18 protein-coding genes are annotated in these 24,826 nt (G+C 43.8%); 9 read left to right on the top strand and 9 right to left on the bottom strand.

Going from position 1 to position 24,826, the window contains the following annotated elements; all coding sequences use genetic code 11:
- Positions 1-104 precede the first annotated feature (104 nt).
- On the top strand, positions 105-1,673 hold the full coding sequence (locus V7L29_RS11980) for a sodium:solute symporter family transporter (protein WP_334692938.1): 1,569 nt from the start codon (positions 105-107) through the stop codon (positions 1,671-1,673).
- Positions 1,674-1,906: 233 nt separating this feature from the next.
- Positions 1,907-2,668 carry an alpha/beta fold hydrolase gene (locus V7L29_RS11975; RefSeq protein WP_334692937.1) on the top strand — a complete coding sequence of 254 codons (762 nt, stop codon included), beginning with the start codon at positions 1,907-1,909 and terminating at the stop codon, positions 2,666-2,668.
- 535 nt (positions 2,669-3,203) lie between these two features.
- Here V7L29_RS11975 and V7L29_RS11970 read toward each other — a convergent pair.
- The gene (locus tag V7L29_RS11970; RefSeq protein ID WP_334735594.1) at positions 3,204-4,046 is read right to left on the bottom strand and encodes a tetratricopeptide repeat protein; all 843 of its coding nucleotides are present in this window, start codon (positions 4,044-4,046) and stop codon (positions 3,204-3,206) included.
- 467 nt (positions 4,047-4,513) lie between these two features.
- On the bottom strand, positions 4,514-5,434 hold the full coding sequence (locus tag V7L29_RS11965; protein WP_334735593.1) for a ribonuclease D: 921 nt from the start codon (positions 5,432-5,434) through the stop codon (positions 4,514-4,516).
- A 480-nt stretch (positions 5,435-5,914) separates the two neighbouring features.
- On the opposite strand from V7L29_RS11965, the gene V7L29_RS11960 reads away from it, so the two are divergent.
- Both V7L29_RS11960 and V7L29_RS11955 read left to right on the top strand, forming a co-directional pair.
- Entirely contained in the window at positions 5,915-6,388 is a 474-nt protein-coding gene (locus V7L29_RS11960; RefSeq protein WP_334735592.1) for a BON domain-containing protein, read from the top strand.
- A 447-nt stretch (positions 6,389-6,835) separates the two neighbouring features.
- The gene (locus tag V7L29_RS11955; protein ID WP_334735591.1) at positions 6,836-7,036 is read left to right on the top strand and encodes a hypothetical protein; all 201 of its coding nucleotides are present in this window, start codon (positions 6,836-6,838) and stop codon (positions 7,034-7,036) included.
- Between the two features lie 67 nt (positions 7,037-7,103).
- Here V7L29_RS11955 and V7L29_RS11950 read toward each other — a convergent pair whose 3' ends face one another.
- Together V7L29_RS11950 and V7L29_RS11945 are read right to left on the bottom strand one after the other, a co-directional pair.
- Positions 7,104-7,925, bottom strand: coding sequence for a carbonic anhydrase (locus V7L29_RS11950; protein WP_334735590.1), 822 nt, complete (start codon positions 7,923-7,925; stop codon positions 7,104-7,106).
- 472 nt (positions 7,926-8,397) lie between these two features.
- On the bottom strand, positions 8,398-8,529 hold the full coding sequence (locus V7L29_RS11945; protein ID WP_334692932.1) for a hypothetical protein: 132 nt from the start codon (positions 8,527-8,529) through the stop codon (positions 8,398-8,400).
- Positions 8,530-8,708: 179 nt separating this feature from the next.
- On the opposite strand from V7L29_RS11945, the gene smc reads away from it, so the two are divergent.
- Together smc and V7L29_RS11935 are read left to right on the top strand one after the other, a co-directional pair.
- On the top strand, positions 8,709-12,359 hold the full coding sequence (gene smc, locus V7L29_RS11940; protein ID WP_334735589.1) for a chromosome segregation protein SMC: 3,651 nt from the start codon (positions 8,709-8,711) through the stop codon (positions 12,357-12,359).
- Positions 12,360-12,417: 58 nt separating this feature from the next.
- A complete protein-coding gene (locus V7L29_RS11935; RefSeq protein ID WP_334692930.1) occupies positions 12,418-13,413 on the top strand; it encodes a PRC-barrel domain-containing protein in 996 nt (331 codons plus the stop codon).
- A 688-nt stretch (positions 13,414-14,101) separates the two neighbouring features.
- Here the strand turns inward: V7L29_RS11935 and clpB are convergent.
- Positions 14,102-16,744 carry an ATP-dependent chaperone ClpB gene (gene clpB / locus V7L29_RS11930; protein WP_334692929.1) on the bottom strand — a complete coding sequence of 881 codons (2,643 nt, stop codon included), beginning with the start codon at positions 16,742-16,744 and terminating at the stop codon, positions 14,102-14,104.
- Between the two features lie 218 nt (positions 16,745-16,962).
- On the opposite strand from clpB, the gene V7L29_RS11925 reads away from it, so the two are divergent.
- Both V7L29_RS11925 and eno read left to right on the top strand, forming a co-directional pair.
- Positions 16,963-17,145, top strand: a complete 183-nt coding sequence (locus V7L29_RS11925; RefSeq protein ID WP_334692928.1) for a hypothetical protein — start codon at positions 16,963-16,965, stop codon at positions 17,143-17,145.
- Between the two features lie 169 nt (positions 17,146-17,314).
- Entirely contained in the window at positions 17,315-18,604 is a 1,290-nt protein-coding gene (eno, locus tag V7L29_RS11920; RefSeq protein ID WP_334735588.1) for a phosphopyruvate hydratase, read from the top strand.
- 67 nt (positions 18,605-18,671) lie between these two features.
- On the opposite strand, the gene argC is transcribed toward eno, so the two are convergent.
- Positions 18,672-19,730 (bottom strand): N-acetyl-gamma-glutamyl-phosphate reductase, encoded by a 1,059-nt coding sequence (gene argC / locus V7L29_RS11915; RefSeq protein ID WP_334735587.1) that lies wholly within the window; start codon positions 19,728-19,730, stop codon positions 18,672-18,674.
- Positions 19,731-20,108: 378 nt separating this feature from the next.
- On the opposite strand from argC, the gene ribBA reads away from it, so the two are divergent.
- Complete coding sequence (gene ribBA / locus V7L29_RS11910; protein WP_334692925.1) at positions 20,109-21,782, top strand: bifunctional 3,4-dihydroxy-2-butanone-4-phosphate synthase/GTP cyclohydrolase II; 1,674 nt, start codon at positions 20,109-20,111, stop codon at positions 21,780-21,782.
- 105 nt (positions 21,783-21,887) lie between these two features.
- Here ribBA and V7L29_RS11905 read toward each other — a convergent pair whose 3' ends face one another.
- The 3 genes from V7L29_RS11905 to V7L29_RS11895 form a co-directional block, all read right to left on the bottom strand.
- Entirely contained in the window at positions 21,888-22,769 is an 882-nt protein-coding gene (locus V7L29_RS11905; RefSeq protein WP_334735586.1) for an N-acetylmuramoyl-L-alanine amidase, read from the bottom strand.
- Between the two features lie 193 nt (positions 22,770-22,962).
- Entirely contained in the window at positions 22,963-23,895 is a 933-nt protein-coding gene (locus V7L29_RS11900; RefSeq protein WP_334735585.1) for a leucine-rich repeat domain-containing protein, read from the bottom strand.
- A 529-nt stretch (positions 23,896-24,424) separates the two neighbouring features.
- Positions 24,425-24,727, bottom strand: a complete 303-nt coding sequence (locus V7L29_RS11895; protein ID WP_334735584.1) for a DUF4126 domain-containing protein — start codon at positions 24,725-24,727, stop codon at positions 24,425-24,427.
- Positions 24,728-24,826: the final 99 nt, after the last annotated feature.

Genomic DNA, 24,826 nt, shown 5'->3' with positions numbered 1-24,826 from the left:
AGTACAAGTCGGCACAAGTCGCTCAGTACAAGTGCCCAATGCCCAATACCCAATACCTATTAGCAATTTCTAGTCCCAAATCCAAAATACTAAACCAAAAAAGCATGAATAGTGTGTGGTTCGATCTGCCACTGGCGGCGGATATTACCAGTCTTGGTAAGTTTAACCTGTTAGCGATCGCTTTCTTCTTTGTGTTTGTTGCAAGTTCTTTAGGCATTACCTATTGGGCGGCAAAGCTGACCAAAAATACGGCACAGTTCTATACAGCTGGCGGTAAGATCAGCGGTTTCCAAAATGGGCTGGCCTTAGCAGGAGACTTCATGAGTGCAGCTAGCTTTTTAGGTATCGCTGGGCTGGTGGCACTCAACGGCTTTGACGGCTTAATTTATTCTATCGGCTTCCTCGTGGGCTGGCCGATTGTCATGTTCCTAATTGCAGAACCACTACGTAACTTAGGTAAATACACCTTTGCCGATGTAGTAGCTTATCGCTTGCAGCAAAAACCTGTACGTATCGCATCTGCGATTGGAACGCTGGTAGTGATTAGTTTTTACTTAATTGCCCAGATGGTAGGTGCTGGTGAGCTGATCAAACTGCTGTTTGGCTTTGATTATGAATTAGCTGTGGTCATCGTTGGTTGCGTGATGATGGCTTATGTGATTTTTGGCGGGATGATTGCCACCACTTGGGTACAAATTATCAAAGCAATTCTGTTGCTCGGCGGAACTATCTTACTAGCTATCTTGGTACTGGCACAATTTGGCTTTAACCCAATCGCTCTTTTCGCTGCTGCATCCCAGAAATATACAGGTGTATTAGCTCCAGGCAAACTGGTTTCTAACCCCTTTGATGCTATCTCTTTAGGGATGTCGTTGATGTTCGGCACTGCTGGATTACCCCACATCCTAATGCGTTTCTACACAGTGCCGGACGCTAAAGCAGCGCGGCTCTCTGTTACTTACGCCACAGCTTTTATTGGCATCTTTTATCTCCTTACCTTTATCCTGGGCTTTGGAGCGATGGTGCTGGTAGGTAAAGATGCCATTGAGAAAATTGGTACTGGTGGTAACATGGCTGCGCCAATGTTGGCAGAATTTCTCGGTGGTGATGCTTTGTTAGGCTTTATTTCCGCTGTTTCCTTTGCAACTATTTTGGCAGTTGTCGCTGGGTTAACACTCTCAGGTGCAGCTGCATTGTCCCACGATTTATGGGTGAACGTGGTGCGATCTGGTCATGCTGACGAATCAGAACAGCTGAAGGTGGCTCGCGGTGCAACAATGCTTTTAGGGTTAGTGGCAATACTCTTGGGCATCTTGTTTAAAGGGCAAAACGTAGCTTATATGGTAGGTTTAGCATTTGCGATCGCTGCTAGTGCAAACTTCCCAGCGTTGCTGTTATCAATGCTTTGGCGACGCTTCACCACCAACGGTGCGGTTGCAAGTATGTTAGTAGGTACTATCTCCTCTTTAATCCTGATTTATTTGTCACCTACTATTCAAGTAACGATTCTCAAGCACGCTTCTGCACCCTTTCCTCTAAAAAATCCTGGATTAATCAGTATCCCACTGGCATTTATTGTGGCGATTGTCGTTTCACTATTGAGTACTGAACAGCAGGCACTAGAAAAATTTGTGGAAGTTGAGGATCGCATTCACATTGGTTCTGGAATGTGATTTTGTCAACGTATAAACAAGCCTAAGCGGCGAAAGCCGCCGCTCAGAATTACTGTCAGTAGTTCAGTTAATGGTTTATTGTCGCAAGTGAACGATTAACATTGTCGTAAAGATTTAAGTCTTTTCTTCAAATGAATTCATACACTCAAACAGAATTCCTTGTTGGTGATATTCCGTACCAAATGTTCATTCAATGTTACCGGCCAAGGAAAGACCGAAACTCAGTTCCTATTGTGCTTTTACACGGCGCTTTTCATACAGGTACTTGCTTTGTCAAAACACCCGATAATCGCCAAGGTTGGGCAGTATATCTGACAGAACAAGGCTGGGAAACCTACATTGTTGACTGGCCAGGGCATGGTCGATCAGGCTTTGTCCCAGATTTTCCCACGATGCCATTTCAACGGGTAATTAATGCTACTGTGGCGCTACTGCAACAAATTGGCCCGGCTGTCATTCTTACCCATAGTATGTCTGGTATCGTTGGTTGGCAGACAGCACAAACCCATCCCAAACTTGTTAAAGCTATTGTAGGCATTGCACCAGGACCACCAGCCAATCTATTACCGGTCATCACAAAACACTCTCATGAAGCTTTTCCCGAAGACCGTCCACGTATTCAGTCGCGTGAAGAAACTAAAAAATACTTCACTAACTCAGATAATTTTCCGCAAGAGGTATTTGAGAATTACTTTTGTAGTTTAGTCGCTGAGAGCGCGCGAATTAGCAACCAGCGTAGAAATGTTGAAGGACAAGGGCTTTATATTTGCCACCCCCAGGTACTATTTGATATTCCTATATGTGTGATTACAGGCGACCAAGACCCGCGCCATCCTCGTGAGGTAGATGCAGAAACTGCAAAATACTTTCGGGGTGATTTTATTTGGCTTCCTGAAGTTGGACTCCCTGGTCATGGTCATATGCAAATGCTTGAACACGGTAACTTAGCTATTGCTGACTTGTTTATCAGTTGGCTGCATAGCAAAGGTTTATAGAGCAATATGCTTGGGTTAAGGCTAAAACTCTTTCTTCAAGTTAATTTTTTTAACGAACCGCCTTCTCTACGAGAGGCTTCCGCCAACGCGCAGCGTCTCGTAGAGAAGGACGCAAAGAGAAGGAAGAAATTCTTAACCCAAGCGTATTGGTTTATAGAGGTCTTGACCTGATGAGGTAAGCTGTTGTGCTTTTAATTTGCACTTTAAGGCAGCAGAGGGGCTTCAGGTGCATAGAAGAGGGTTTGCAGGTTTTACCTAAAAGATGATAATGCAACTTGTAGGCGCGACAGCTTACGTTTTTAAATCTGCTTAGTCTCTTAGCGGAATTTGAAGATATTAAGACATCTAAAGATATGTAGTCAAATTTTCAGATTTCAGACTGACTACCCAAAAGTTTCAGTTACTGGGACTTAGACATTTCTGAGGGGAAAATAAGCCTCAAACCCATGCAGGGTAAGGGAAATACACCAAATGCTCAAAAATAGCCCAAACCCAGATATATCAACAAACTAAGCAAAACGATCCCTACTTTTGCCTACTGTCCAAGTTCTTTGATGTTATTCGTCACTTGTTGATATAAGTCGTTGTTACCTTGACTTTGAAAAATGCTTGCTGCTTGTTCCAAGTCCTTAAGCGCTCCCTCTTTGTCTCCATTGGTGGCGCGGGCATTTCCCCGGTTATTGTAAGCTGGGGCAAAGTTAGGATTGAGGCGAATGGCTTGATTGTAATCTGCGATCGCTCCCTGTGGATCTCCATTGGCAGCACGGGCATTTCCCCGGTTATTGTAAGCGATCGCATATTTGGGGTTGAGGAGAATCGCTTGGTCAAAATCATCTAGTGCCCCTTTTTTGTCTCCATTGGTAGCGTGGGCATTCCCCCGGTTATTGTAGGCTTCAGCATAGTTGGGATTCAGGCGAATCGCTTCACTGTAATCTTTAACTGCTTCTGTGTTAGCTCCTAGTGAGGCGCGGGCATTCCCCAGGTTATTGTAGGCTTCGGCGTCGTTAGGATTGATCCGCAGCGCTTCATTGTAATCTGCGATCGCTTTGTCTTTGTCTCCCAAATCAAAGTAGGCTAATCCCCGGCCGTTGTAGGCAGCGCCATATTCAGAATTTTGCTCAATTGCCTTACTATATGAAGCGATCGCGGCTTGCAAGTCGCCATTTAAATGCTGATTCTTTCCTTGAATATAGAATTCACCACCTTTAGAAGTTGTAGCTGAACGACGGCTAGGTTGACTGACTCCTATTTCTGTTACTAATACATTGTCATTCTTACTACAAGAAACACTGCTAATTCCAGTCAATGTAGTAAAAATAGCTATGGTAAATAAAGTATTTACCCTTGTTCGCTTTTGCCTAAATAAACGCCGTCTCATAAGTTAATATAAACTGCTATCACAACTGAACGAAATTAGTATCAAAATCTAGATTTTAATTCTTTAACTCAATAATTATTCTAACTTTTGATAGAAGTTTAAAGTTAATTGACAAATTTACCTGAGATTTTATAGATTTATTTAATAGTTATTTTTAAGAGTAATTATGAACTAGAAGGTATAAAACTTATCACTTTTGCTTTTTCCTATTGTCGTGTCTCTGCTTTTTATACCATTTAAAAAACCTTTACAACATATCAATAGGCTGTAGATGCGTACATTTATACGTCCCTAGTGATCTATCTGTATCAGATATTTAGTAAAATGGTATTAGGAATGAATTACTTAACAGTAAACCACTGTTTATCATGTTTATGAGGATACTTTTTAAAAAAATATTTTAAATATTCAGATTTATTCTAAAGAATAACTATATAAATTATGACATTTGTAGCCATATAAACAATTTAATCATCCTCAAATTTACTATCTTGAGTTTTGGGAGTTAGCCGCCAAGAGGTGGTTTTTTCAATATCTACAGACAGATGTTCTAGATTTTGCCCTAAATCTTTTTGGAGTTTCTGAGTTAGTGCGATCGGAAAATCTAAATTAATACCTTGAGTTTGTGCTAGCCTTGCCAATTCTGTAAATGCAGCTTTAACTGTAGTTCGCTCATAACTAGTCAGCTTGTAATCAGAAGTTTCCGATATATTCTGAGCTTGCATGGCTTTTTTTATGCGTTCTTGCAAATGCTCAAATTCGGAATTCAACAACTTCCATTGTTGCTCAAGTTGTGAGTATTTAGCACTCAGTGATATTAAGTCTTCCGTTTCGGGGTCAGGGCTGGTTTGGGCTTGTAATCCTAACAAATTGGAGTAGATTTGAGCAAGATAAATGCAGTCTAGATAAGCATACTCTATCTGTTCTTCAGTCAGAGGACGTTTTCCCCAATCACTTTCTTGTTCTTGTTTGTCGATATTGTTAAAGCTACAAAGTGCAGTAGCTATAGTCTTGAGTTGGTAGTTGGGTAATGGCAAAAGATAGTAGGGAATTTTTTTCGCCATTTCCAAAGTACAAGTAATATTTTTAGCTTTCTTGTTACCGAGAAATTTTACATCATAACTAGCGTTGTGAAAAACTTTTTCAATTGCAGAATTTATCATAATTTCTTCAATAAATTCAGCTATAATATTAGGCTGGTCTAGGACATCTAAAAGATAGACGTGATCGCCACTCATATCTTGAGGATTATCTAATACCTGAATCAGTGATACTCGCGGATTACGACTTTTATAGTCAGCCACTTCTGTATCTATCCACAGCGTTTTAGCGTTGGTATATTCAGCAACAATGGCACGAATTTCGCGGGCGGAAGTAAGGTACGGCATTGACTAATATTTCCTGATATTTAAGGCATTGTGAGCAAGCCATAGTTTTATAAATTAACATTTTGTTGGTAATTTTGCTGGCACAGTATTGCAAAAACGCTGAAGTTTTGAATTGCCGCAGCTATGCCCGTCGTAGACATCGCCAAACTGAATCAAATTTGATAACATCAAGTCACTACTATGGGGTGGCATAGTCTACCATTGATAAAGCTCTCAGCATCTACGTTAAATTCATAGAGAGCTACAAGCTGTATGTAGAGCTATCCTGGTTAGCAGCCGTCAGAAAAATTGAATTGGCATTTCTTAAAACTGGCCGTAAAATCTTAACTTCAAGAAATCGTCCAAGTTTCAATTTTCAGTAACCTGAGCGCTTACTTAGGCACTTTTGCTACTTTACCTTTAATTGTTTTTTAACATCTGCTCCTCACCATGACACACACCTCAATTAATCGCTTCAAGTACTCAATTCGGAGATAGATAATGAAAAAGCTAATTCCATTACTAGTTAGTAGCATTTTGGTAGTAGGTACTTTTGGCTGCCAAGAGGCTGCTAAAACTGGTTCGGAAACTCCTAGCACTACTAATGAAGCCGCTCAAGCACCAGCAACGCCAGCTTCTCAGATAAATCAAACTGCGGATAAAACTACTGCTAAAATTCCAGGAAAAGAAACGACTCCTTTAGCAGCTAGTACAGGCACTAAAGTTAAAACCGATTCTGAAAAAACAGCAGCAACAAAAGCTAAGAGCAACTTAAAAACTGAAGTGAGCGAAAAGTTGAACAAAGGCTTACCAGGCAATAAGTTACAAGTTGAAAACAAAGAGGGTGAAATTATCCTCAAAGGCACAGCAGCTTCTCAAGAAGAACTCAACAAAGCTGAAACTTTGGCTAAGGAAGTTCAAGGTGTAAAGACAGTGAAGGTAAAAGCAAAAGTTGATGCTGTGAAAAAGCCATAAAAGAATAACTGAAGCTCTCAGTTAACATCGGCATAAAAGCCAAACAGGGACTTACACAGATGTAAGTCTCTGTTTTTTACTTGCTTAAATAAAAGTAAGGAATAGGTAATTAATACCACTTGAGTAACTTTATAAACCTATGATTTATAGTTAAAGTCTTTAGGACTTACGCATTGACAGAAATAACCAGGTTTGGAGCAAAAATTTATTAGTCTAAGTTTTTTCATCTAGTGCGTGCCGCCAGCTTATCTACTTAGTACGTCACGGTGTAAATAGCGCAAAGTCGAGCCAGTCCGTTGGTGGGGTTCCCCCACTTAAAGGAACTGGCGTTGAGCGGCGGTTCCCGCCGTTGGCGTAGCCCGCCGAAGGCATCAGAACTTTGCAAGACGAGTAACCATTTAAAAACTCTAAAAATCTCATTCCATAATACTTTTGAATGAGTGACTTTTGCTTTTCTACCTTGGGCTGCGCCCTAAGCAAAGCTATGCCGCAGGCTTTACGGCTACACCCTTCTCTACCTTGGGCTGCGCCCTAAGCATTCGCGCAGCGTCTCGAAGAGAAGCTATACCGCAGGCTTTACGGCTACGCTCAGGACAAGCGAGCATACAAGTGGCTTTTGACTTCCGCTTTGCGGCATTAGCGGTCTAAGTCTAGTCTTGCCAAATCGGTTTCGGTCATAGTGATATGTGGAGTTAGAATTCTATATTCTCATCTTTCAACTTCCATTATTTGAACCTCGATAAATTCGCTCCATCTGCTCTGGAGAAAGGCGTTTCATTGGAAACCACTCAAATGGAGAAACAGACAGTTTCTCATAAGGTTGAACATCATCCTGCTGATTTTGAGGGGAATGCACTACTACATTGGTATTTGGAAACTGACCTCTGAGCGACTCATCTATTTCTAATTCTGGAACCTGAGTTTGAGGCAAAACATAAGCGTGCTTCTGGTAATCGTATGCGAAAACTTCTCCTGTTTCAATGTGATAAATCCAAGCATAAATGCTGAGTTCTCCCTGATAGAGCTTAGAGTGAATCACTGGATACGTCCGCAAATTCTCAATTTGAGTAAGAACATTTTCGGCAATCATAATTTCTAGCAATTCTTCTGCGTCGTAGTGACTGTAGTGGTCTAGAACTAGCCTTCGAGTTGCCTCTGCATATTTAAGCCAATCATGTACGAGCGGCATTTCATCGCTGAGGCTGTGTAACTTCATTAGTCCTTTCATTGCGCCGCAATGAGAGTGACCACAAATAATAATTTGGCGAATATCTAAAGCTTGAACAGCATATTCAATTGTCGCACCTTCACCGCCATTAGTTGCCCCATATGGTGGAATGATGTTGCCTGCATTGCGAATGACAAATAATTCACCAACTTGGGCTTGTGTAATTAGATTTGGATCAAGACGCGAATCTGAACAGGTAATAAATAAGACTCTAGGCTTTTGACCATGTGAAAGTTGCTCAAACAATTGTTGATGTGTCGAAAAATAGCTAGATTTGAATTCGCGCAGACCTTTAATTAATTTCTTCATTACTAAGTTTCACAAATACTTGGGGGTTAAGAGCTAAATCACAGACAGCAGATTGAGGTATAAAGAGGGATTTATTTCTACGCTTTGACAATCGTAAAGATTACTATATTATAAGTTACTTTGGTGCTTTTAATATCCTCTGGCATTTGGTTGAATTGCTTTTTTCCTTTGCTCCTCTCTGTTTCTTAACAGGTCATGTTACTGTGTGATAACGCCTAGAGCGTGTTTTCAAACTTGTTATATTCTGAAATAAAGATGCGATACCTTCGGTGAGCTTCCCTAACGCTTTGTTGTCATGATAAACCGAGGACGAAAGATACAGAAAAAAAGTTCAAACTATACCAACTGATTCCCCTTCACACTTAAACTATCTTTAGATCATGTCTGGTTGAATACTTATAATTAGGACTGACGCAAAGACACAAACACACGCAGAGAGTTTTGAATTATAAGAAATTAGGCAAACATGATATTATCTGCTCTGTGAAAATTCTGATGGTCGGTTTGCGGCTATTAGACTTTTCGCTATGCCCAGAGCGATCGCCTGCAATAAGCCCAACCGGAAAGCCAGTCGCTCATGGGGAAAACCACGCCACTTGCTCATCCAGGCAACCCCCCTGTTGGCGCAGTGGCTCCTCTTGGCGCTAGCCTCTCCCTTTGGAAGAAGACCGCGCTGGCTCACCGCTACGCGTCTAGAATAATCCCAATTCTCCTCTTTACCCTCTTGCCAATTTTTAATTAGTTGATACACTTGTTCTTCATTAGCCCAGTCAACCAGCGCCTATGGTGCACATCAAGCGCGTGGAACTTACGAACTTCAAATCCTTCGGTGGCACTACCTCAGTCCCTTTGCTACCGGGGTGTACGGTGATATCAGGGCCAAATGGTTCGGGTAAATCGAATATTTTAGATGCACTGCTATTTTGCTTGGGACTCTCCAGTTCTAAGGGAATGCGAGCCGATCGCCTCCCGGATTTGGTAAATAACACTCAAACAGCTAAAGGACGTGCTGCTATTGAGGCTAGCGTCACGGTAACGTTTGATTTGTCGGGAGAGAATGTCTTAGGCAAAGGTGAAAAGGCGCAGAGTGAGGAAGCAGAGGAAGCAGAGGAAGAAAATTCAAAATCCAAAATCGTTCGACTGAGCGAAGCCGAAGTCCAAAACCCAAAAATGGGAGAGTGGAGTGTTACTAGAAGGCTGCGAGTCACTCACCAAGGAACCTACACGTCGAATTACTATATCAATGGTGTAGCTTGCACGCTGACGGAGTTGCATGAGGAACTAAGTAACCTGCGGGTTTATCCTGAAGGCTACAATGTTGTGCTGCAAGGGGATGTCACCAGTATTATCTCGATGAATGGGCGAGAACGGCGGGAAATTATTGATGAATTGGCGGGGGTGGCGGCGTTTGATCGCAAGATTATCCAAGCCAAATCAACTTTAGATGAGGTGAAGGAAAAGGAAGACAGCTGTCGAATTATCGAGACGGAATTAACTGCACAGCGCGATCGCCTTTCCCAAGATCGGGCTAAAGCTGAGAAATATCAAAAGCTTCGCACGGAATTTCTGGCCAAGCAATCTTGGGAAGCTGTTTTATCATGGCGATCGCTACAAGCACAACAAGAAAAGTTAGTTAACGAAATTCAAACAGGCGATCGCAATTCCAGTGAACTTACTACCCAACTCACAAACTTAAATTCCCAAATAGTCCAGAAAACTGCTGAACTTGAACAACTCAATGCCCATGTCAAAGCATTGGGAGAAGAGGAACTTTTGGCGGTACAATCTACCCTCGCCACCCAAGAAGCAGAACGAAAACAACTCCAGCGTCAGCTAACGGAATTAGAAACAGCTTTTCAAGAAACTGCCAAACGTCTAGCTCAAACTCAGCAAGAGATTCAAAAATACCGTCATTCCCTAGAAGAAATTGCCAAAACACACATTGTAGAGACGCGATTCATCGCGTCTTCCCAGCAGCAAAGGGATGAAGCGCAGCAAGCGCTACAAACTTCCCGCGAAGCAGCCGCAGAAATCGCCTCGGCTTCGGAAGCGTGGGTACAGCAACAAACGGCATTCAACCGTCAAATTGAAACTTTGCTGCAAACTCTAGAACCGCAACGCACGGAACAAGCACAACTCAGGGAACGCAATAATCAGTTAGAGCAATTAATTTCCGAGCAAACTCAGTTAATTGAACGCGATGAACCCCAATTAGGCCAAAAACAAGCTGAGTGTAATCGAGTTGAAACGGAATTTAACGCCTCTAGCGAACCCATCCAAAATTTAGCTGAAAATCTTTCAGCCACAGAACAAGAATTGCAAATCCAACAGGAAACCCAAAAGCGGTTACTTTCTGAACAACGGGAAAAACAACGCCAGTTGGATAAAATAGAGGCGCAAGCGCAGGCACAGCAAGAAGTCCAAGGAACTCAAGCTAGTAAAGTCATTTTACAATCGGGAATGCCTGGACTTTGTGGCTTAGTTGTGCAGTTAGGAAAGGTGGAACCCCGCCATCAGCTAGCTTTGGAAATGGCTGCTGGTGGACGCTTGGGACATATTGTGGTGGAAGATGATGGTATAGCCGCAGCAGGTATTGAACTGCTCAAACAGAAACGTGCAGGGAGAGCGACTTTTTTACCACTGAATAAAATTCACGCTCCCAAATTTACTCAAGATGCAACACTGCGTTTTGCTAACGGCTTCGTTAACTATGCTGTTAACTTAGTTGATTGCGATCGCCGTTATAAAGATGTCTTTAGCTATGTTTTCGGGAACACGGTGATATTTGCCAACCTGGAGGCGGCGCGGAAAAACTTAGGACTATATCGCATCGTCACCTTAGACGGCGAACTTCTGGAAACCAGCGGTGCAATGACTGGTGGTAGTAACACCCAGCGTTCAGCGTTGCGCTTTGGGAATGCGGAAACGGCGGAATCTGATGAAGCGATCGCTTTCAGAAGTCGTTTGGTGGATATTGAGCGGGTTTTAGAGCGTTGCACTGAGGCGATCGCTACTTTGTCAACCAAAACAAAAAAACTCACCCAGGAACTTACAGAAGCGCGTCAAGCGCGGCGCGAACAGCAGTTGCAATTGGAGCAGTTGCAGAAAGATATTAAGAGTTTAACAGCGCAATTACAGGGGACGCGATCGCAACTCGCACAAAACAGTGAAAAGTTAGCCACTGCTCAATTCCGTCTGGAAATTTTAGAGCGGGAATTACCTGGACAAGAAAATGAATTGCAACAATTGCGACACGCATTAGCAGAGTTAGAAGCATCCCAAACGCCCAGTGAATGGCAACAAATTCAGGCAACTATTAAAATTCAAGAGCAAAAATTGCAACAACGGGAGACGGCGTTACGAGAAGCTGAACAAAGATTAAAAAATTTAGAAAATCAGCAACAACGTTTGCAAGAAAAAATCCAAGAAGGAGAGACGCGAATCACCGAATACGAAACCCAACAAATCTCTTGTAGAGACGCGATGAATCGCGTCTCCACACAAATCACAACCATAGACGATCAAATCACCCAAACCCGTTTATTGTTGAGTCAAATGGAGCAAAATTTGGGCGAAGAGAAACAAAAACGCGACGCCACAGAACAAGAAGTGCGATCGCATCTTTTGCGGCAACAACAATTGGAATGGGAAATCCAAAAACTCCAAGAAACCCAACAGAAGCGGCGAGAAGAATTAGTTGCTTTGCAAAGCCAGTTGCGGGATGTGGGAGCAGAATTGCCAAATCCCTTGCCGGAAGTTCCAGATCAGGTAGATTTGGAAGAATTGCAGAAAGAATTGCGATCGCTTACCAAACGCTTGCAGGCAATGGAACCTGTAAATATGCTGGCGTTGGAAGAATACGAACGCACGCAAAACCGCCTCCAAGAACTCACGCAAAAATTAGAGACACTAGAAGGGGAACGCACCGAATTACTTTTGCGGATTGAGAATTTTACCACATTGCGGCAACTTGCCTTTAAAGAAGCTTTCGATGCTGTCAATGAAAACTTTCAATCGATTTTTGCCACTCTTTCAGACGGCGACGGCTTCTTGCAACTCGAAAATCCCGAAGATCCCTTTAGCAGTGGACTGAATTTAGTCGCGCACCCCAAAGGTAAACCAGTACAGCGCCTAGCTTCCATGTCTGGGGGAGAAAAATCACTTACAGCCTTGAGTTTTATCTTTGCCCTGCAACGCTACCGCCCATCGCCATTTTACGCCTTTGACGAAGTAGATATGTTTCTAGATGGGGCAAACGTAGAGCGATTAGCTAAAATGATAAAACAACAGTCACAACAAGCGCAATTTATAGTTGTGAGTTTGCGTCGTCCGATGATAGAATCAGCCGAACGCACAATTGGCGTTACTCAAGCACGAGGAGCTTACACTCAAGTTTTGGGGATTAAGTTACAATCATCCAATACATCTGCTTGAGTTTTTGTTAATAATAGTGTATAGACAAACCGGATTCGAGATCAGGACTCGGTATAGAATGACCTCCGAACAGATAATTAGGCGTTCCGACATATTAAATACCCAGGTGATTACCCGCGACAACGGCAAGCGGCTAGGCATCATCAGTCAAGTCTGGGTTGATATAGATCAACGAGAGGTTGTGGCTCTTGGTTTGCGAGACAGCCTGATCTCTATTTCGGGCATACCGCGCTATATGTACCTCAACAACATCAACCAGATTGGTGATGTCATCCTGGTTGATAATGAAGATGTAATTGAAGATATCGAAGTTGAATCTCTCAGTAATCTGATTAACTGGGAAGTAATTACAGAAACAGGTGAAGTCTTAGGCAAAGTTCGGGGCTTCAAGTTCAACGCCGAAAGCGGGAAGCTTAACTCCATAGTCATTGCTTCTTTAGGATTGCCCCAAATTCCCGACCAATTTCTGAGTACTTATGAGTTCTCAGTGGATGAAATTGTCAGCACAGGCCCCAATCGGTTGATTGTGTTTGAGGGAGCTGAAGAACGTGTAAACCAGTTGACAGTTGGTTTGCTAGAGCGCCTGGGTATCGGCAAAGCACCGTGGGAGCGAGATATAGAAGAAGAATACGGCTATACTCCACCGCGCCAAGTTGCACCAGCCAATCAACTGCCTAGTGGAGTGCCATTGCAGCCACCCAGGCAAAAAGTTCGCGCCCCCGAACCCGTAGCGCAAGAAGAGGAATGGACAGAAGACTATGTGGAAGAAGAAAGGCCACAGCGTCAAGTCATGAAAGCGCGGCAGTATGAATCTATTCAATACGAAGAAGATGAAGAAGAAGATAACTGGAGCGAGGCAACAGGTAGCGACAGGTATCAACAACCCCAACCGCTAAAATATGAAGCCCAGCCTTATAACAAGCCATATGTTAACGAGTACGATGATTATGACGACGTAGAAGGCGATGCTTGGGAAGATGCACCGAAGCCTGTAAATATTCCTAAGAAAATTAAGGAAAGACAGCCAGAATACGAAGAAGAAGGCGGATATTAACTAATTCGTAATTTGTAATTCGTAATGACGCTCTCTACGAGACGTTAAAAGCGAATGAAGACTCGCTCTAAGCGAAGGCAAGAGCGTCTTGTAGAGAAGCTATGCCGTTGGCGAACGCAAACAGCGTGTCGCAGACAAGCCCAAGGGACGCGAACAGCGTCTCACGCCACTTGCTACAACTCTTAGAACCCCCCTCCGGGTTTTATTAATTGCTATTGTCTATACTTGTGCTATCTTAGCTGGTCGTAACTCTCGCAAAATGGGACTACAAAAATATGTTGGTGTCTCAAAGAATTAAAGCGTTAGCAAAGCTCGCCGTAGGCATCGCACCGCCGACATAGCGCTTTTTGGGTTGGTTTATATGGCAATTTCTGGGTAGGGGCGATAGAATTTTGGGCTGATTTAGCCTATGAATTTATGCGTTTAAAGTCTGGTAAACTAGCTTATTTTCATAAAGGTTTACGTGCTATGGCTCTTATCCAGTCTGCTTTATAGCCTCTTTGTCACCCCTTCAGCCCAAGCGTATTGATGCCTAATGGGAGGGCTGCCGCCTCTGACTTGCGGCAGCAGCCTAATGAACAGCATTTCTAGCCAGAGGCTGTAAACAAGGTTTGGAAAGGGTTTTGGTTTAAGATTGACACCGATGCACATCTGTGACCCCTACTGTATTCCACGCAGTTAATAACTGCTATGTAGCAATCTGTGGTACTGATACCTTCATCAGCATTTTTTTGCTAAAAGACAAACCGTTTTCATTTTTGTCAATGAAAATCGTGTCTCCAGAGATAAAAGTATTTTCCAATAACTTGGTGGCAAGGGGGTTTTCTACTTCTCGCTGAATTGCCCGTTTGAGTGGGCGAGCACCATAAACTGGGTCATAGCCTGATTCTACAAGGTAATCACACGCAGATTGGGATATCTCAAAGAAGATTTTTTGATCGCGCAGGAGATTTTCTACGCGTTTGAGTTGAATACGGATGATATGCCGCATTTCCGTGCGACTAAGGGTATGGAAGAGAATAATGTCATCGACGCGGTTGAGAAATTCCGGGCGGAAATGCGATCGCAAGGCATCCATTACCCGCTTCCGCATCGTTTCATACTTGGAATCATCACCCGATACATCCAAGATATGTTCGCTACCAATGTTACTGGTCATAACAATGACGCTGTTGCGAAAATCTACCGTTCTTCCTTGAGAGTCAGTAATTCTCCCATCATCTAACACCTGCAATAAAATATTGAATACATCGGGGTGCGCCTTTTCCACTTCATCCAGTAGCACCACTGAGTAGGGACGGCGGCGAATCGCCTCGGAAAGTTGACCGCCTTCTTCATATCCTATGTATCCTGGAGGCGCACCCACTAAGCGAGAAACTGAGTGTTTTTCCATATACTCAGACATATCCAAGCGCACCAATGCATCATCAGAATCAAAGAGAAACTGAGCTAAAGCGCGGGCAAGTTCGGTTTTGCCTACACCTGTGGGGCCCATGAACAAAAATGAACCAATGGGACGCGAGGGGTCTTTCATCCCTGCACGGGCGCGACGAATTGCCGCTGCTACCGCTTCTACAGCTTCTTCTTGCCCAATGACTCGTTCATGTAAATGACTTTCTAGTTGCAGTAATTTTTGCCGTTCCGATTCCAACAGGCGATTAACGGGGATTCCTGTCCATTTTGCGACAATTTCGGCAATATCGGCTTCGGTGACTTGTTCTCGCAGCAAGGTAGAACCTTGGTTTTGAATTTCTAAAAGGTTCGCTTCTTTGGCTTCGCGATCGTGTTGTACTCCTTCCAATTTGCCATACTTCAGTTGGGCAGCTTTATTCAAGTCATAAGCACGTTCTGCCTGTTCAATTTGCACTCGCAAGGCATCTTCTTCTTTCTTTAAGGCGCTGATAGCCTCCAATAGCTGCTTTTCACCTTGCCATTGCTCATTAAATGTTTGCTGTTTTTCCGTTAAATTAGCGATTTCTTGCTCAATTCGCTCTAAACGTTCTCTAGTTTGGGGAATACCCTTTTCTTCACCAGCTAATGACAGCTTTTCCATTTCTAACTGCATGAGGCGGCGATCAATGGTTTCCAATTCTTCTGGTTTAGAGGTAATCTCCATTTTCAACTGTGCTGCTGCCTCATCCACCAAATCAATGGCTTTATCTGGCAAAAAGCGATCACTAATATAACGCGCTGACAGAGTTGCTGCTGCTACCAAAGCTGAATCAGAAATTTTGACGTTGTGATGAACTTCATAGCGTTCTTTCAATCCCCGAAGAATGGAAATAGTATTTTCCACACTTGGCTGGTCCACGAATACTTGCTGAAAGCGGCGTTCTAGGGCAGCGTCTTTCTCAATGTGTTTGCGGAATTCGTCGAGGGTAGTAGCACCAATACAACGCAGTTCCCCCCGCGCCAGCATTGGTTTGAGCAGATTTCCTGCATCCATCGCCCCTTGTTGAGTAGAGCCTGCGCCGACTACGGTGTGCAGTTCGTCAATAAACAGAACAATGTCACCGTTAGATTCAGTAACTTCCTTAAGAACCGCTTTTAGGCGTTCTTCAAATTCACCTCGTAATTTTGCTCCAGCAATTAAACTGCCGATATCTAACGAGATCAACTTGCGATTTTTCAGGGATTCGGGAACGTCACCGTTTACCATTCGCTGTGCCAAAGCTTCGGCGATCGCTGTTTTACCTACCCCAGGTTCACCAATTAATACGGGGTTATTTTTGCTACGACGAGACAATACTTGAATTACCCGCCGAATTTCGTCATCCCGCCCAATCACTGGGTCGAGTTTTCCAGATTTTGCCTGTTCTGTCAAATCTCTGCCAAATTTTTGTAAAGCTTCATAGCGGGATTCTGGGCTTTGATCGGTCACCTTTTGGCTACCGCGAACGGTTTTGATAGTAGCTTCTAGTTTAGCTGCATCGGCGTTAAAGCCTTTGAGGAGCTTTCGTCCAATGCGATCGTCTTCAGCAAAGGCCAAGAGTATATGTTCCACGGAAATGTAGGAGTCTTTCATCCTGGCTCTAGCTTCCTCGGCTCGGTCTAGTAAAACATCTAAACTGCGGCTAAGGTAGAGTTGATCACTTTTACCAACTTTGGGCTGACGTTGGGTAAAGGCTTCTAGCTGCTGTTGCAAGCGGATTGGATCAACCTCAGATCGAGCCAGGATACGTATTGCTAGACTAGTGGGTTCTTCTAACAGGGCAATAATTAAATGTTCAACATCTAGTTGCTGTTGTTGATAAGCACGGACTATATCCTGAGATTTAACAATTCCTTCCCAGGCTTTATCAGTAAATTTATTCGGATCTGTAGGTTGCATCTTTAGAATTTTGGATTTTGAATTTTTAGTTTAGGGATTGGGGATTGGATATTGGGGATTAGGGTTTGGGAAGAAAATTAAGTATCTAGTCTCTAATCTCCAATTATCCAAACATTCTCAGCGTATATCCGCGTGTATCTCCGGGGGCAATTTAGGATTGGTAATTGGTGATAGTTTAATCCATTACCTATTTCCTAATTTAAAACGAAAACACTGTTATGAGCAGACTTTGGCAGATGGTGCTATTGGAGCGATGTCTACAACGGGCTGTGACGCTCGTGACGCTCGATGACTTGAAGAGGCTGCGCTATCGCCCTACAGCCCTACGGCGGGCGTCTCCCCAACTCTTGGAGACGCTGCGCGAAGGGAGAAGACTCGCTAACGCAGTAAATTCCGTGTAGGCGGGTTGCAGAATCTGATCAACTCTCCTGTTAGTTGACTCTAACTCTGGAAATCTTCTTTAATCTCAGCCTACAAAGTCACTTAAACGCCTATGCTAGCGATTGGGTTAGCTACTGGACTGTGTGCGATAAAGGCTAAGAACGCACTCGAATAAAGGACAAAACACAGATGACTAACATTTTAGATACTGCCATTGAGGCGATCGCAGCCCGCGAAATTCTTGATTCACGCGGTAGACCAACAATTGAAGCCGAAGTGCATTTAGCCAACGGTATTGTCGGACTGGCGCAGGTTCCGAGTGGTGCTTCTACTGGCACTTTTGAGGCTCACGAACTGCGTGATGGCGATAAAAGCCGTTATGGGGGCAAAGGCGTACTCAAGGCAGTACAAAACGTCAAAGAAGCACTTGCTCCCCAATTGTTAGGCTTGGATGTCCTCAATCAAGAACTGCTAGACCGCACAATGATCGCTATAGATGGTTCTGCTAACAAATCCAATTTGGGAGCTAATGCGATTTTGGCGGTTTCCCTAGCAGCAGCTAAAGCTGGTGCTGAGTCTCTAGCAATTCCTCTGTATCGCTATTTGGGTGGCCCTTTAACGAATTTGTTGCCAGTGCCGTTGATGAATGTGATTAACGGTGGGGCACACGCATCAAACAACGTAGACTTTCAAGAGTTTATGATTGTCCCAATTGGGGCAACTTCTTTCCGGGAAGCGTTGCGCTGGGGTGCAGAGGTGTTTGCTACCCTCAGTCAGGTGTTGGATGAGAAAGGGTTGCTTACTGGTGTAGGCGATGAAGGTGGCTTTGCTCCTAACCTAGAATCCAATCAGGTGGCTTTGGAATTGCTGGTTGCTGCCATTAAGAAAGCTGGTTATAAGCCAGGGGAAGAAGTAGCTTTGGCATTGGATGTGGCGGCTAGTGAGTTTTACAAGAATGGGCAGTATGTCTACGATGGTAAACCTCACGCCGCCACAGAGTTTATTGATTACCTTGCTCAACTGGTTGATCAATACCCAATTGTATCAATTGAGGATGGCTTGCAGGAAGAAGACTGGCAAAGTTGGCAATTGCTCACTCAGAAGTTAGGTTCGCGGGTGCAGTTGGTAGGAGATGACTTGTTTGTTACCAACGCCACGCGCTTGCAAAGAGGCATCCAGGAAAAAGCCGCTAATGCTATTTTGATTAAACTCAATCAAATTGGTTCTCTCACCGAAACCTTGGAAACGATTGATTTGGCAACTCGCAACAGTTTCCGTTCAATAATTAGCCATCGTTCTGGTGAAACAGAAGACACAACGATCGCCGATTTAGCCGTAGCAACTCGTGCCGGTCAAATCAAAACAGGTTCCCTCTGTCGCAGCGAACGCGTCGCCAAATATAATCGCTTGCTGCGAATTGAAGATGAACTAGGCGATCGCGCCATTTATGCTGGTGCTGTGGGGTTAGGGCCGAAGTAGGGACTGGGGACTTGGGACTGGGGCAAGAATTCTTCCCAATACCCAATACTCAATCCCCAATCCCCTATCAAGGATAAAACCCCAGCTTGGGCAACCCCAAGGTTTCATCCCAACCCATCATCAAGTTTAGACACTGAATCGCTTGACCCGCCTGTCCTTTAATTAGATTGTCAATTGCTGACATGACAATCACGCGACCTGTGCGCGGGTCAACTTCCAAACCGATGTAACAAAGATTGCTGCCGTTAGCCCATTTGGTTTGGGGGTAAACGCTGCTACCGCAGATTTTCACCCAAGGAGAGTTGCGGTAGAAGGCGGAGAAAATTGTGATTAAGTCATCTCGCACTAGACCAGGATCGCGCAGTGTGGCATATACCGTTGCCAAAATACCACGCACCATTGGGATCAGGTGGGGTGTAAATTGGATCATGAGTTCGTGACCAGCTAAGTCACTGCAAATTTGCTCAATTTCTGGGGTATGACGGTGACGGCCGACATTGAAAGCTGCTATGGAGTTGTCGGCTTCAGCTAGTAATAAGTTAGTTTGAGCTTGCCGTCCACTGCTAGATGTGCCAGACTTGGCATCGATAATAGCTGTTTCTGGTACGATTAAACCTTGCTTTAAGAGTGGCGAAAGTGCAAGGAGACTAGCAGTGGCATAGGAACCAGGACAGCCAACAAGTTGAGCTTCGGCTATGCGATCGCGATAAAGTTCTGGTAATCCATAAACTGCTGTAGCTGCAATTGGGCGATCGCTTCTCTCTGTGCCATACCAATTTGTATAAGTTGTCAAATCACTGAACCGATAATCTGCACTCAGATCCAGTACTTTACAGCCTTTTTCCAACAGTTTGGGCGCGATTTGGCAAGCCAGACCATTTGGTAAAGACAGGAAAACTACTTCACAGCGGTAAGCAATTATTTCTGGTTCTACCCCTTCTATTGGCAGGTTAGCTGCATGAGCCAGATGCGGGTAGAGATCCCCGAAGGATTTCCCGATACTGCTCTCATCGCCTAAATAAACCAGCTCGACTTCTGGATGATCCATCAGTAGTCGTACTAACTGTACTCCGCCATAGCCCGACGCGCCAACAATCCCAACGGGTACGCGTCTAAATTTGCCCATGATCCCAAATCCTTATCCCATGAATAGTTAATTCGTTCTCAGCTATCAACAATATCAGCGACTAGACGCGCAGCGCACAAAATGCCCCAAACCCCTCCACTTTGTTTTGGGGAGTCAAAAGTCCAAAAAAGTCAAAAGTCTAACAGTTTTTGATACTTGACCTTTGACAGGAGGCGGAGCGGCTCCGGCTTTGCTCTTGACTTTAGGCAGTGAGTGTTTAACTCTGGCTGCACTCTATTACTAAACCCCAATCTTAATCACAGAAATTTTGCCACGTTATCAAATCATTGCTAGTCTACTTCTCTGCCTCATAAAGGAGCTACAATCTAAAAGAAGAAATTGTTAGAAAAATTTACGTTGGTAGCTGGAAATCTTTCTGTGTCACAGCCTAATACTACACAAGCTTTTAAATTTGATTCGATTGATGCCGCCTTAGCAGACCTAAAAGCTGGTCGCGTCATTGTAGTGGTAGATGATGAAAATAGAGAAAATGAAGGCGACTTAATTTGTGCTGCCCAATTTGCCACACCCGACACGATTAATTTCATGGCGGTGGAAGCTAGAGGGCTGATTTGTTTGGCAATGACAGGCGATCGCCTAGACGAACTAGACTTACCCTTGATGGTAAGCAACATTACAGATACTAACCAAACTGCCTTCACTGTTAGTATTGATGCCGGTCCAGATTTGGGCGTAACTACAGGCATTTCAGCGGAAGACCGCGCCCGCACTATTCAGATTAGTCTCAACCCAGCCACAAAACCTACCGATTTACGTCGTCCTGGTCATATTTTCCCGATTCGGGCTAAGGCTGGAGGCGTACTCAAACGCGCAGGACATACCGAAGCAGCCGTAGACTTAGCTCGACTAGCAGGGCTATACCCAGCGGGGGTAATTTGTGAAATTCAAAACTCCGATGGTTCAATGGCGCGGTTGCAGCAGTTAGTTGAATATGCTCAACGTCACAATTTAAAAATTATTAGTATTGCGGATTTAATCAGTTATCGCCTACAACATGATCGCCTAGTGTATCGTGAGGTAATTACCAAGCTGCCTAGTCAATTCGGTCAGTTTGAAATTTACGCCTACCGCCACACCCTGGATAACACAGAACACGTTGCAATTGTCAAGGGTGATCCAGCTAACTTTAAAGATGAACCAGTGATGGTACGGATGCACTCAGAATGCTTAACTGGTGACGCTTTGGGTTCTTTGCGCTGCGACTGTCGGATGCAGCTTGTAGCTGCACTGAAAATGATAGAGAGTGCTGGTCAAGGTGTAGTTGTATACCTGCGTCAAGAAGGACGAGGAATCGGCTTGATTAACAAGCTGAAAGCCTACTCATTGCAGGATATGGGACTGGATACAGTAGAGGCGAATGAGCGTTTAGGATTTCCTGCTGACTTGCGAGACTACGGAATGGGGGCACAAATGCTCATGGACTTGGGCATCAAAAAGATTCGCCTGATTACCAATAATCCCCGCAAAATTGCCGGAGTCAAGGGCTATGGGTTGGAAGTAGTTGATCGCGTGCCATTATTAATTGAGGCCAATGACTACAATTCCTATTACCTGGCAACAAAGGCGAAAAAGCTGGGTCATATGCTGTTACAAACTTATCTGGTAACAGTAGCAATCCACTGGCAAGATGACCCAGAAGCGGTGACAGAACGTTATGAACGCTTAGAAAAACTGCGACACTTAGCCAGAAGTAATGATTTATTGTTACAGGAAGAAGCGCGTCCCTTAGCGCTCGCTTTATTTGACGAGCCATCTTTAACAGTACACTTGGGTTTTGATCAAGCAAAAGTTGCTAGCTGTGATTGGTATCGCCAAAGTGGTCATCCTTATATACAGGCAATCTTCCAAATTCTGGACAACCTAGCAACTTTGCCTTACATCCAGAAACTAGAATTTTTGATTTCTTCTGGTTGCGATCCTTTGAGTAATTTACAAGTCCAATTGGATCGACAGACATTTCCAGATGGTACACTGCCTTCATCGATTAGCGATCGCCTAGAGACACAGCAAATTTATAGCTTTAGCAAATAGCTTAGTTCAATAAATTTTGTAGGGTGTGTTATCGCGTAGTGTAACGCAGCACTTTTATTTTTAGATGTGTTACGGACATTCCTCCTAACCCACCTTACGAAAAAATTATTTATTTACTCTATAGATTGGTCTGACCTGACGATAAGTATTAAGTAAGTCCAGAAATTTATTTCCATCAAAATTTATTGGGTCAACTTTTTTACCAGAACGGTCTACTAAATGGTGGGTAGTAATGCGATCATCGGGGACTTGACTTTGAGCAATTAACCAAGCAAGAGAATTATATTGAGCTTCCGTGTAGCCGCTATGGGTTTGTTGGCTGCTACTGTCATAACTATCTGGCGGTGTTTCTAAAGAAGCGTGATAAGCAAAATTATTCACAGACGCTGGCAAATTCGGATTAGTCTGCACAGTTTCTACTCCCTCGGAACCATCAAACACTGAGTTAGCTGCACCAAAAGCTCGCTTTTCTGGCGGTACTAAATAAACCACCGTTCCATCTAACTTGATTAAGGCGTGGTAACTTGCTTGCACACTTTCATCGGTATGGGCTACTTGAAAGAAATTAATTGCGCTGGAAGCAGAATAACCAGTTTCATGAAGGACGATAATCGGTTGGTTATTGAGAGTTACGCCGTTAACATCTTGGGTGTAACGTTCTCCATAGTTACTTGGATCAACCGAAGCAACTTGATAATTAGGTCTGTACTGTGCAAAAGCCTGAGTGGTTACGAACCTTGCTATAGGCTTCTTGTTAATCTTGATTGGGGACTTGAGAACATATTGAGATTTCTTCTCTAAGCTTTTCGCTGATTGGAATTGCGCCTGGGGATATTGACTCCAGGCTGTAACCCGTGGATTGGATGTATGGTATGTTATCGGATTATTGTGTAATTTTGTCGCTCGTCCAATTAGCAGCACTACAATTAGAGCGGCAAACATCAGCGAGATTAGTAGCACCCTAGTTGCCCAGTCTGTAAACCTCATTTTTCTAATAGCCGTAAAACGGTAGATATTAACTTATAGCTAAACTGGCGTGTCCCTGGTAGAGGCGTACTTCTATAAATCCCTACCGCAGATAGTATCTAAAGGAGAATCGCTATAACATAATTTTATAGTGTTTGATAACCTGGTGGTACTTGTCGCGTAGCTCTTGACCGACGACTAGCAGCTTAGAAACCTACTGCTGTTGGCTACCCTCTAACCTTTCTCGCAGATAACTGAAAATTGCTTCTATTCCCTGCTCAACAATTTCAGGTAGTGGCGAGGTTAATGGATTGCGATCAAGGGATAGCTCATCCAAATTGGAGAGTTGGCTGAATTCTGGCGGCAGACTGCTGAGGTAATTGTTATCAAGCTCTAGCGTTGTCAAATTGGAGAGTTGGCTGATTTCTGACGGCAGACTGCTGAGTTGATTGTTATAGAGGGATAGGCCAGTCAGGCTGGAGAGTTGGCCAATTTCTGGCGGTAGGCTGCTGAGTTGATTGTTATGGAAGTCTAGCCATTTCAAGTTGGAGAGTTGGCTGATTTCTGACGGCAGGCTACTGAGTTGATTGTTATTGAGGTATAGCCATGTCAAGTTGGAGAGTTGGCCAATTTCTGGCGGCAGGCTGCTGAGTTGATTGTTATTGAGGTGTAGCGTTGTCAAGTTGGAGAGTTGGCTAATTTCTGGCGGCAGACTGCTGAGTTGATTGTTATCGAGGTATAGCGTTATCAAGTTGGAGAGTTGGTTGATTTCTGGCAGCAGGCTGCTGAGTTGATTGTTGTTGAGCTTTAACCATGTCAAGTTGGAAAGTTGGCTGATTTCTGGCGGCAGACTGCTGAGTTGATTGTTATTGAGGTATAGCCATGTCAAGTTGGAGAGTTGGCTAATTTCTGGCGTCATGCTGCGGAGTTGATTGTTATCGAGGACAAGCGTTGTCAAGTTAGAGAGTTGGCTGAATTCTGGCGGCAGGCTGCTGAGTTGATTGCAAGATAGGTATAGCATTGTCAAGTTGGAGAGTTGGCTAATTTCTGGCGGCAGGCTGCTGAGTTGATTGCAAGAAAGGGATAGATGCGTTGCCTTTTCTCTGGCAGCTTTTTCAATAATTTGCAACAGTTCTTCGTTTGTCATTTGCAAACCTCACCAACTCTGTAGCGATATTTACCAAAATAGTGTATTGCAGGTTATGGGGAACGGGGAATGGGGCTAGATTAATGTGTTCTATCTGCGTAGAAACGGCTGTAATGTTTAAATTGGCAGGGTGCGATCGCTTTTAATCGTCAAATTAGTTGAGTGCGTAGGCGTAGCCCGTCGTAGACATCGCTAACTTCCCCAAAACGCTCACTCATTAATGAGGCTCAAAAACTCATTAATGAGGCTAAAAGACTCATTAACGGAGCTCAAAGACTCATTAATGAGGCTCAAAGACTCATTAACGGAGCTCAAAGACTCATTAATGAGGCTCAAAGACTCATTAACGGAGCTCAAAGACTCATTAATGAGGCTCAAAGATTCATTAACGGAGCTAAAAGACTCATTCACGAGTATCAAAGACTCATTAACGGAGTTCAAAGGGTGCGCTATGCTTTCGCACTAACACACCCTACGACTACGATCGCTTTATAATAGCGTCGCAGCTATGAAACAAATGCATGAGTACTTATCCCAATTCTCTTGATGGAGAGACAGTTTCGTGAGTTTGAGAAGATGGTTTATTGAAGAAGAAATTCCAGATTCTTTGAATAGCTATTATTAGAAAACCAATCACGCTCATTCCTGCTACGACTGGTAAAGCTAGCGCCAGCACAGACAGTCCGATTGCCATAAGCAACTCAATAGTTGACACAACCGGATTGGTTAATCCACCTGAAATGCCTGTAGAACTTATCCGCAATGTATTCATTAATCCCTTAGTTAATCCTGCGGTTCCACCACCAGCAATTAAAGCTAACGTCCATTGCACCAGTCTGGACTTTAGACTAAAAAGCAGAAAATGACTCAGGGAAACTGAGTTGAAAACAAGCAAAGCCAAAAAATTAAAAAATCAGAAATCAAGCAGTTT

Source organism: Nostoc sp. (assembly GCF_036916575.1).
In the GTDB taxonomy this organism is placed as follows: Bacteria; Cyanobacteriota; Cyanobacteriia; order Cyanobacteriales; family Nostocaceae; genus Nostoc.
This window is presented reverse-complemented; position numbering and strand designations above follow the sequence as displayed.

What these genes read in the sequence shown, in the direction of transcription:
- V7L29_RS11960 (WP_334735592.1), top strand. Translation starts at nt 5,915, where the DNA reads ATGAAAAAGCTAATTCCATTACTAGTTAGTAGCATTTTGGTAGTAGGT.
- smc (WP_334735589.1), top strand. Translation starts at nt 8,709, where the DNA reads ATGGTGCACATCAAGCGCGTGGAACTTACGAACTTCAAATCCTTCGGT.
- V7L29_RS11950 (WP_334735590.1), bottom strand. Translation starts at nt 7,925, where the DNA reads ATGAAGAAATTAATTAAAGGTCTGCGCGAATTCAAATCTAGCTATTTT.
- V7L29_RS11970 (WP_334735594.1), bottom strand. Translation starts at nt 4,046, where the DNA reads ATGAGACGGCGTTTATTTAGGCAAAAGCGAACAAGGGTAAATACTTTA.
- V7L29_RS11980 (WP_334692938.1), top strand. Translation starts at nt 105, where the DNA reads ATGAATAGTGTGTGGTTCGATCTGCCACTGGCGGCGGATATTACCAGT.
- V7L29_RS11965 (WP_334735593.1), bottom strand. Translation starts at nt 5,434, where the DNA reads ATGCCGTACCTTACTTCCGCCCGCGAAATTCGTGCCATTGTTGCTGAA.
- V7L29_RS11900 (WP_334735585.1), bottom strand. Translation starts at nt 23,895, where the DNA reads ATGACAAACGAAGAACTGTTGCAAATTATTGAAAAAGCTGCCAGAGAA.
- V7L29_RS11945 (WP_334692932.1), bottom strand. Translation starts at nt 8,529, where the DNA reads ATGAGCAAGTGGCGTGGTTTTCCCCATGAGCGACTGGCTTTCCGGTTG.
- V7L29_RS11935 (WP_334692930.1), top strand. Translation starts at nt 12,418, where the DNA reads ATGACCTCCGAACAGATAATTAGGCGTTCCGACATATTAAATACCCAG.
- eno (WP_334735588.1), top strand. Translation starts at nt 17,315, where the DNA reads ATGACTAACATTTTAGATACTGCCATTGAGGCGATCGCAGCCCGCGAA.
- argC (WP_334735587.1), bottom strand. Translation starts at nt 19,730, where the DNA reads ATGGGCAAATTTAGACGCGTACCCGTTGGGATTGTTGGCGCGTCGGGC.
- clpB (WP_334692929.1), bottom strand. Translation starts at nt 16,744, where the DNA reads ATGCAACCTACAGATCCGAATAAATTTACTGATAAAGCCTGGGAAGGA.
- V7L29_RS11905 (WP_334735586.1), bottom strand. Translation starts at nt 22,769, where the DNA reads ATGAGGTTTACAGACTGGGCAACTAGGGTGCTACTAATCTCGCTGATG.
- V7L29_RS11925 (WP_334692928.1), top strand. Translation starts at nt 16,963, where the DNA reads ATGAGCAGACTTTGGCAGATGGTGCTATTGGAGCGATGTCTACAACGG.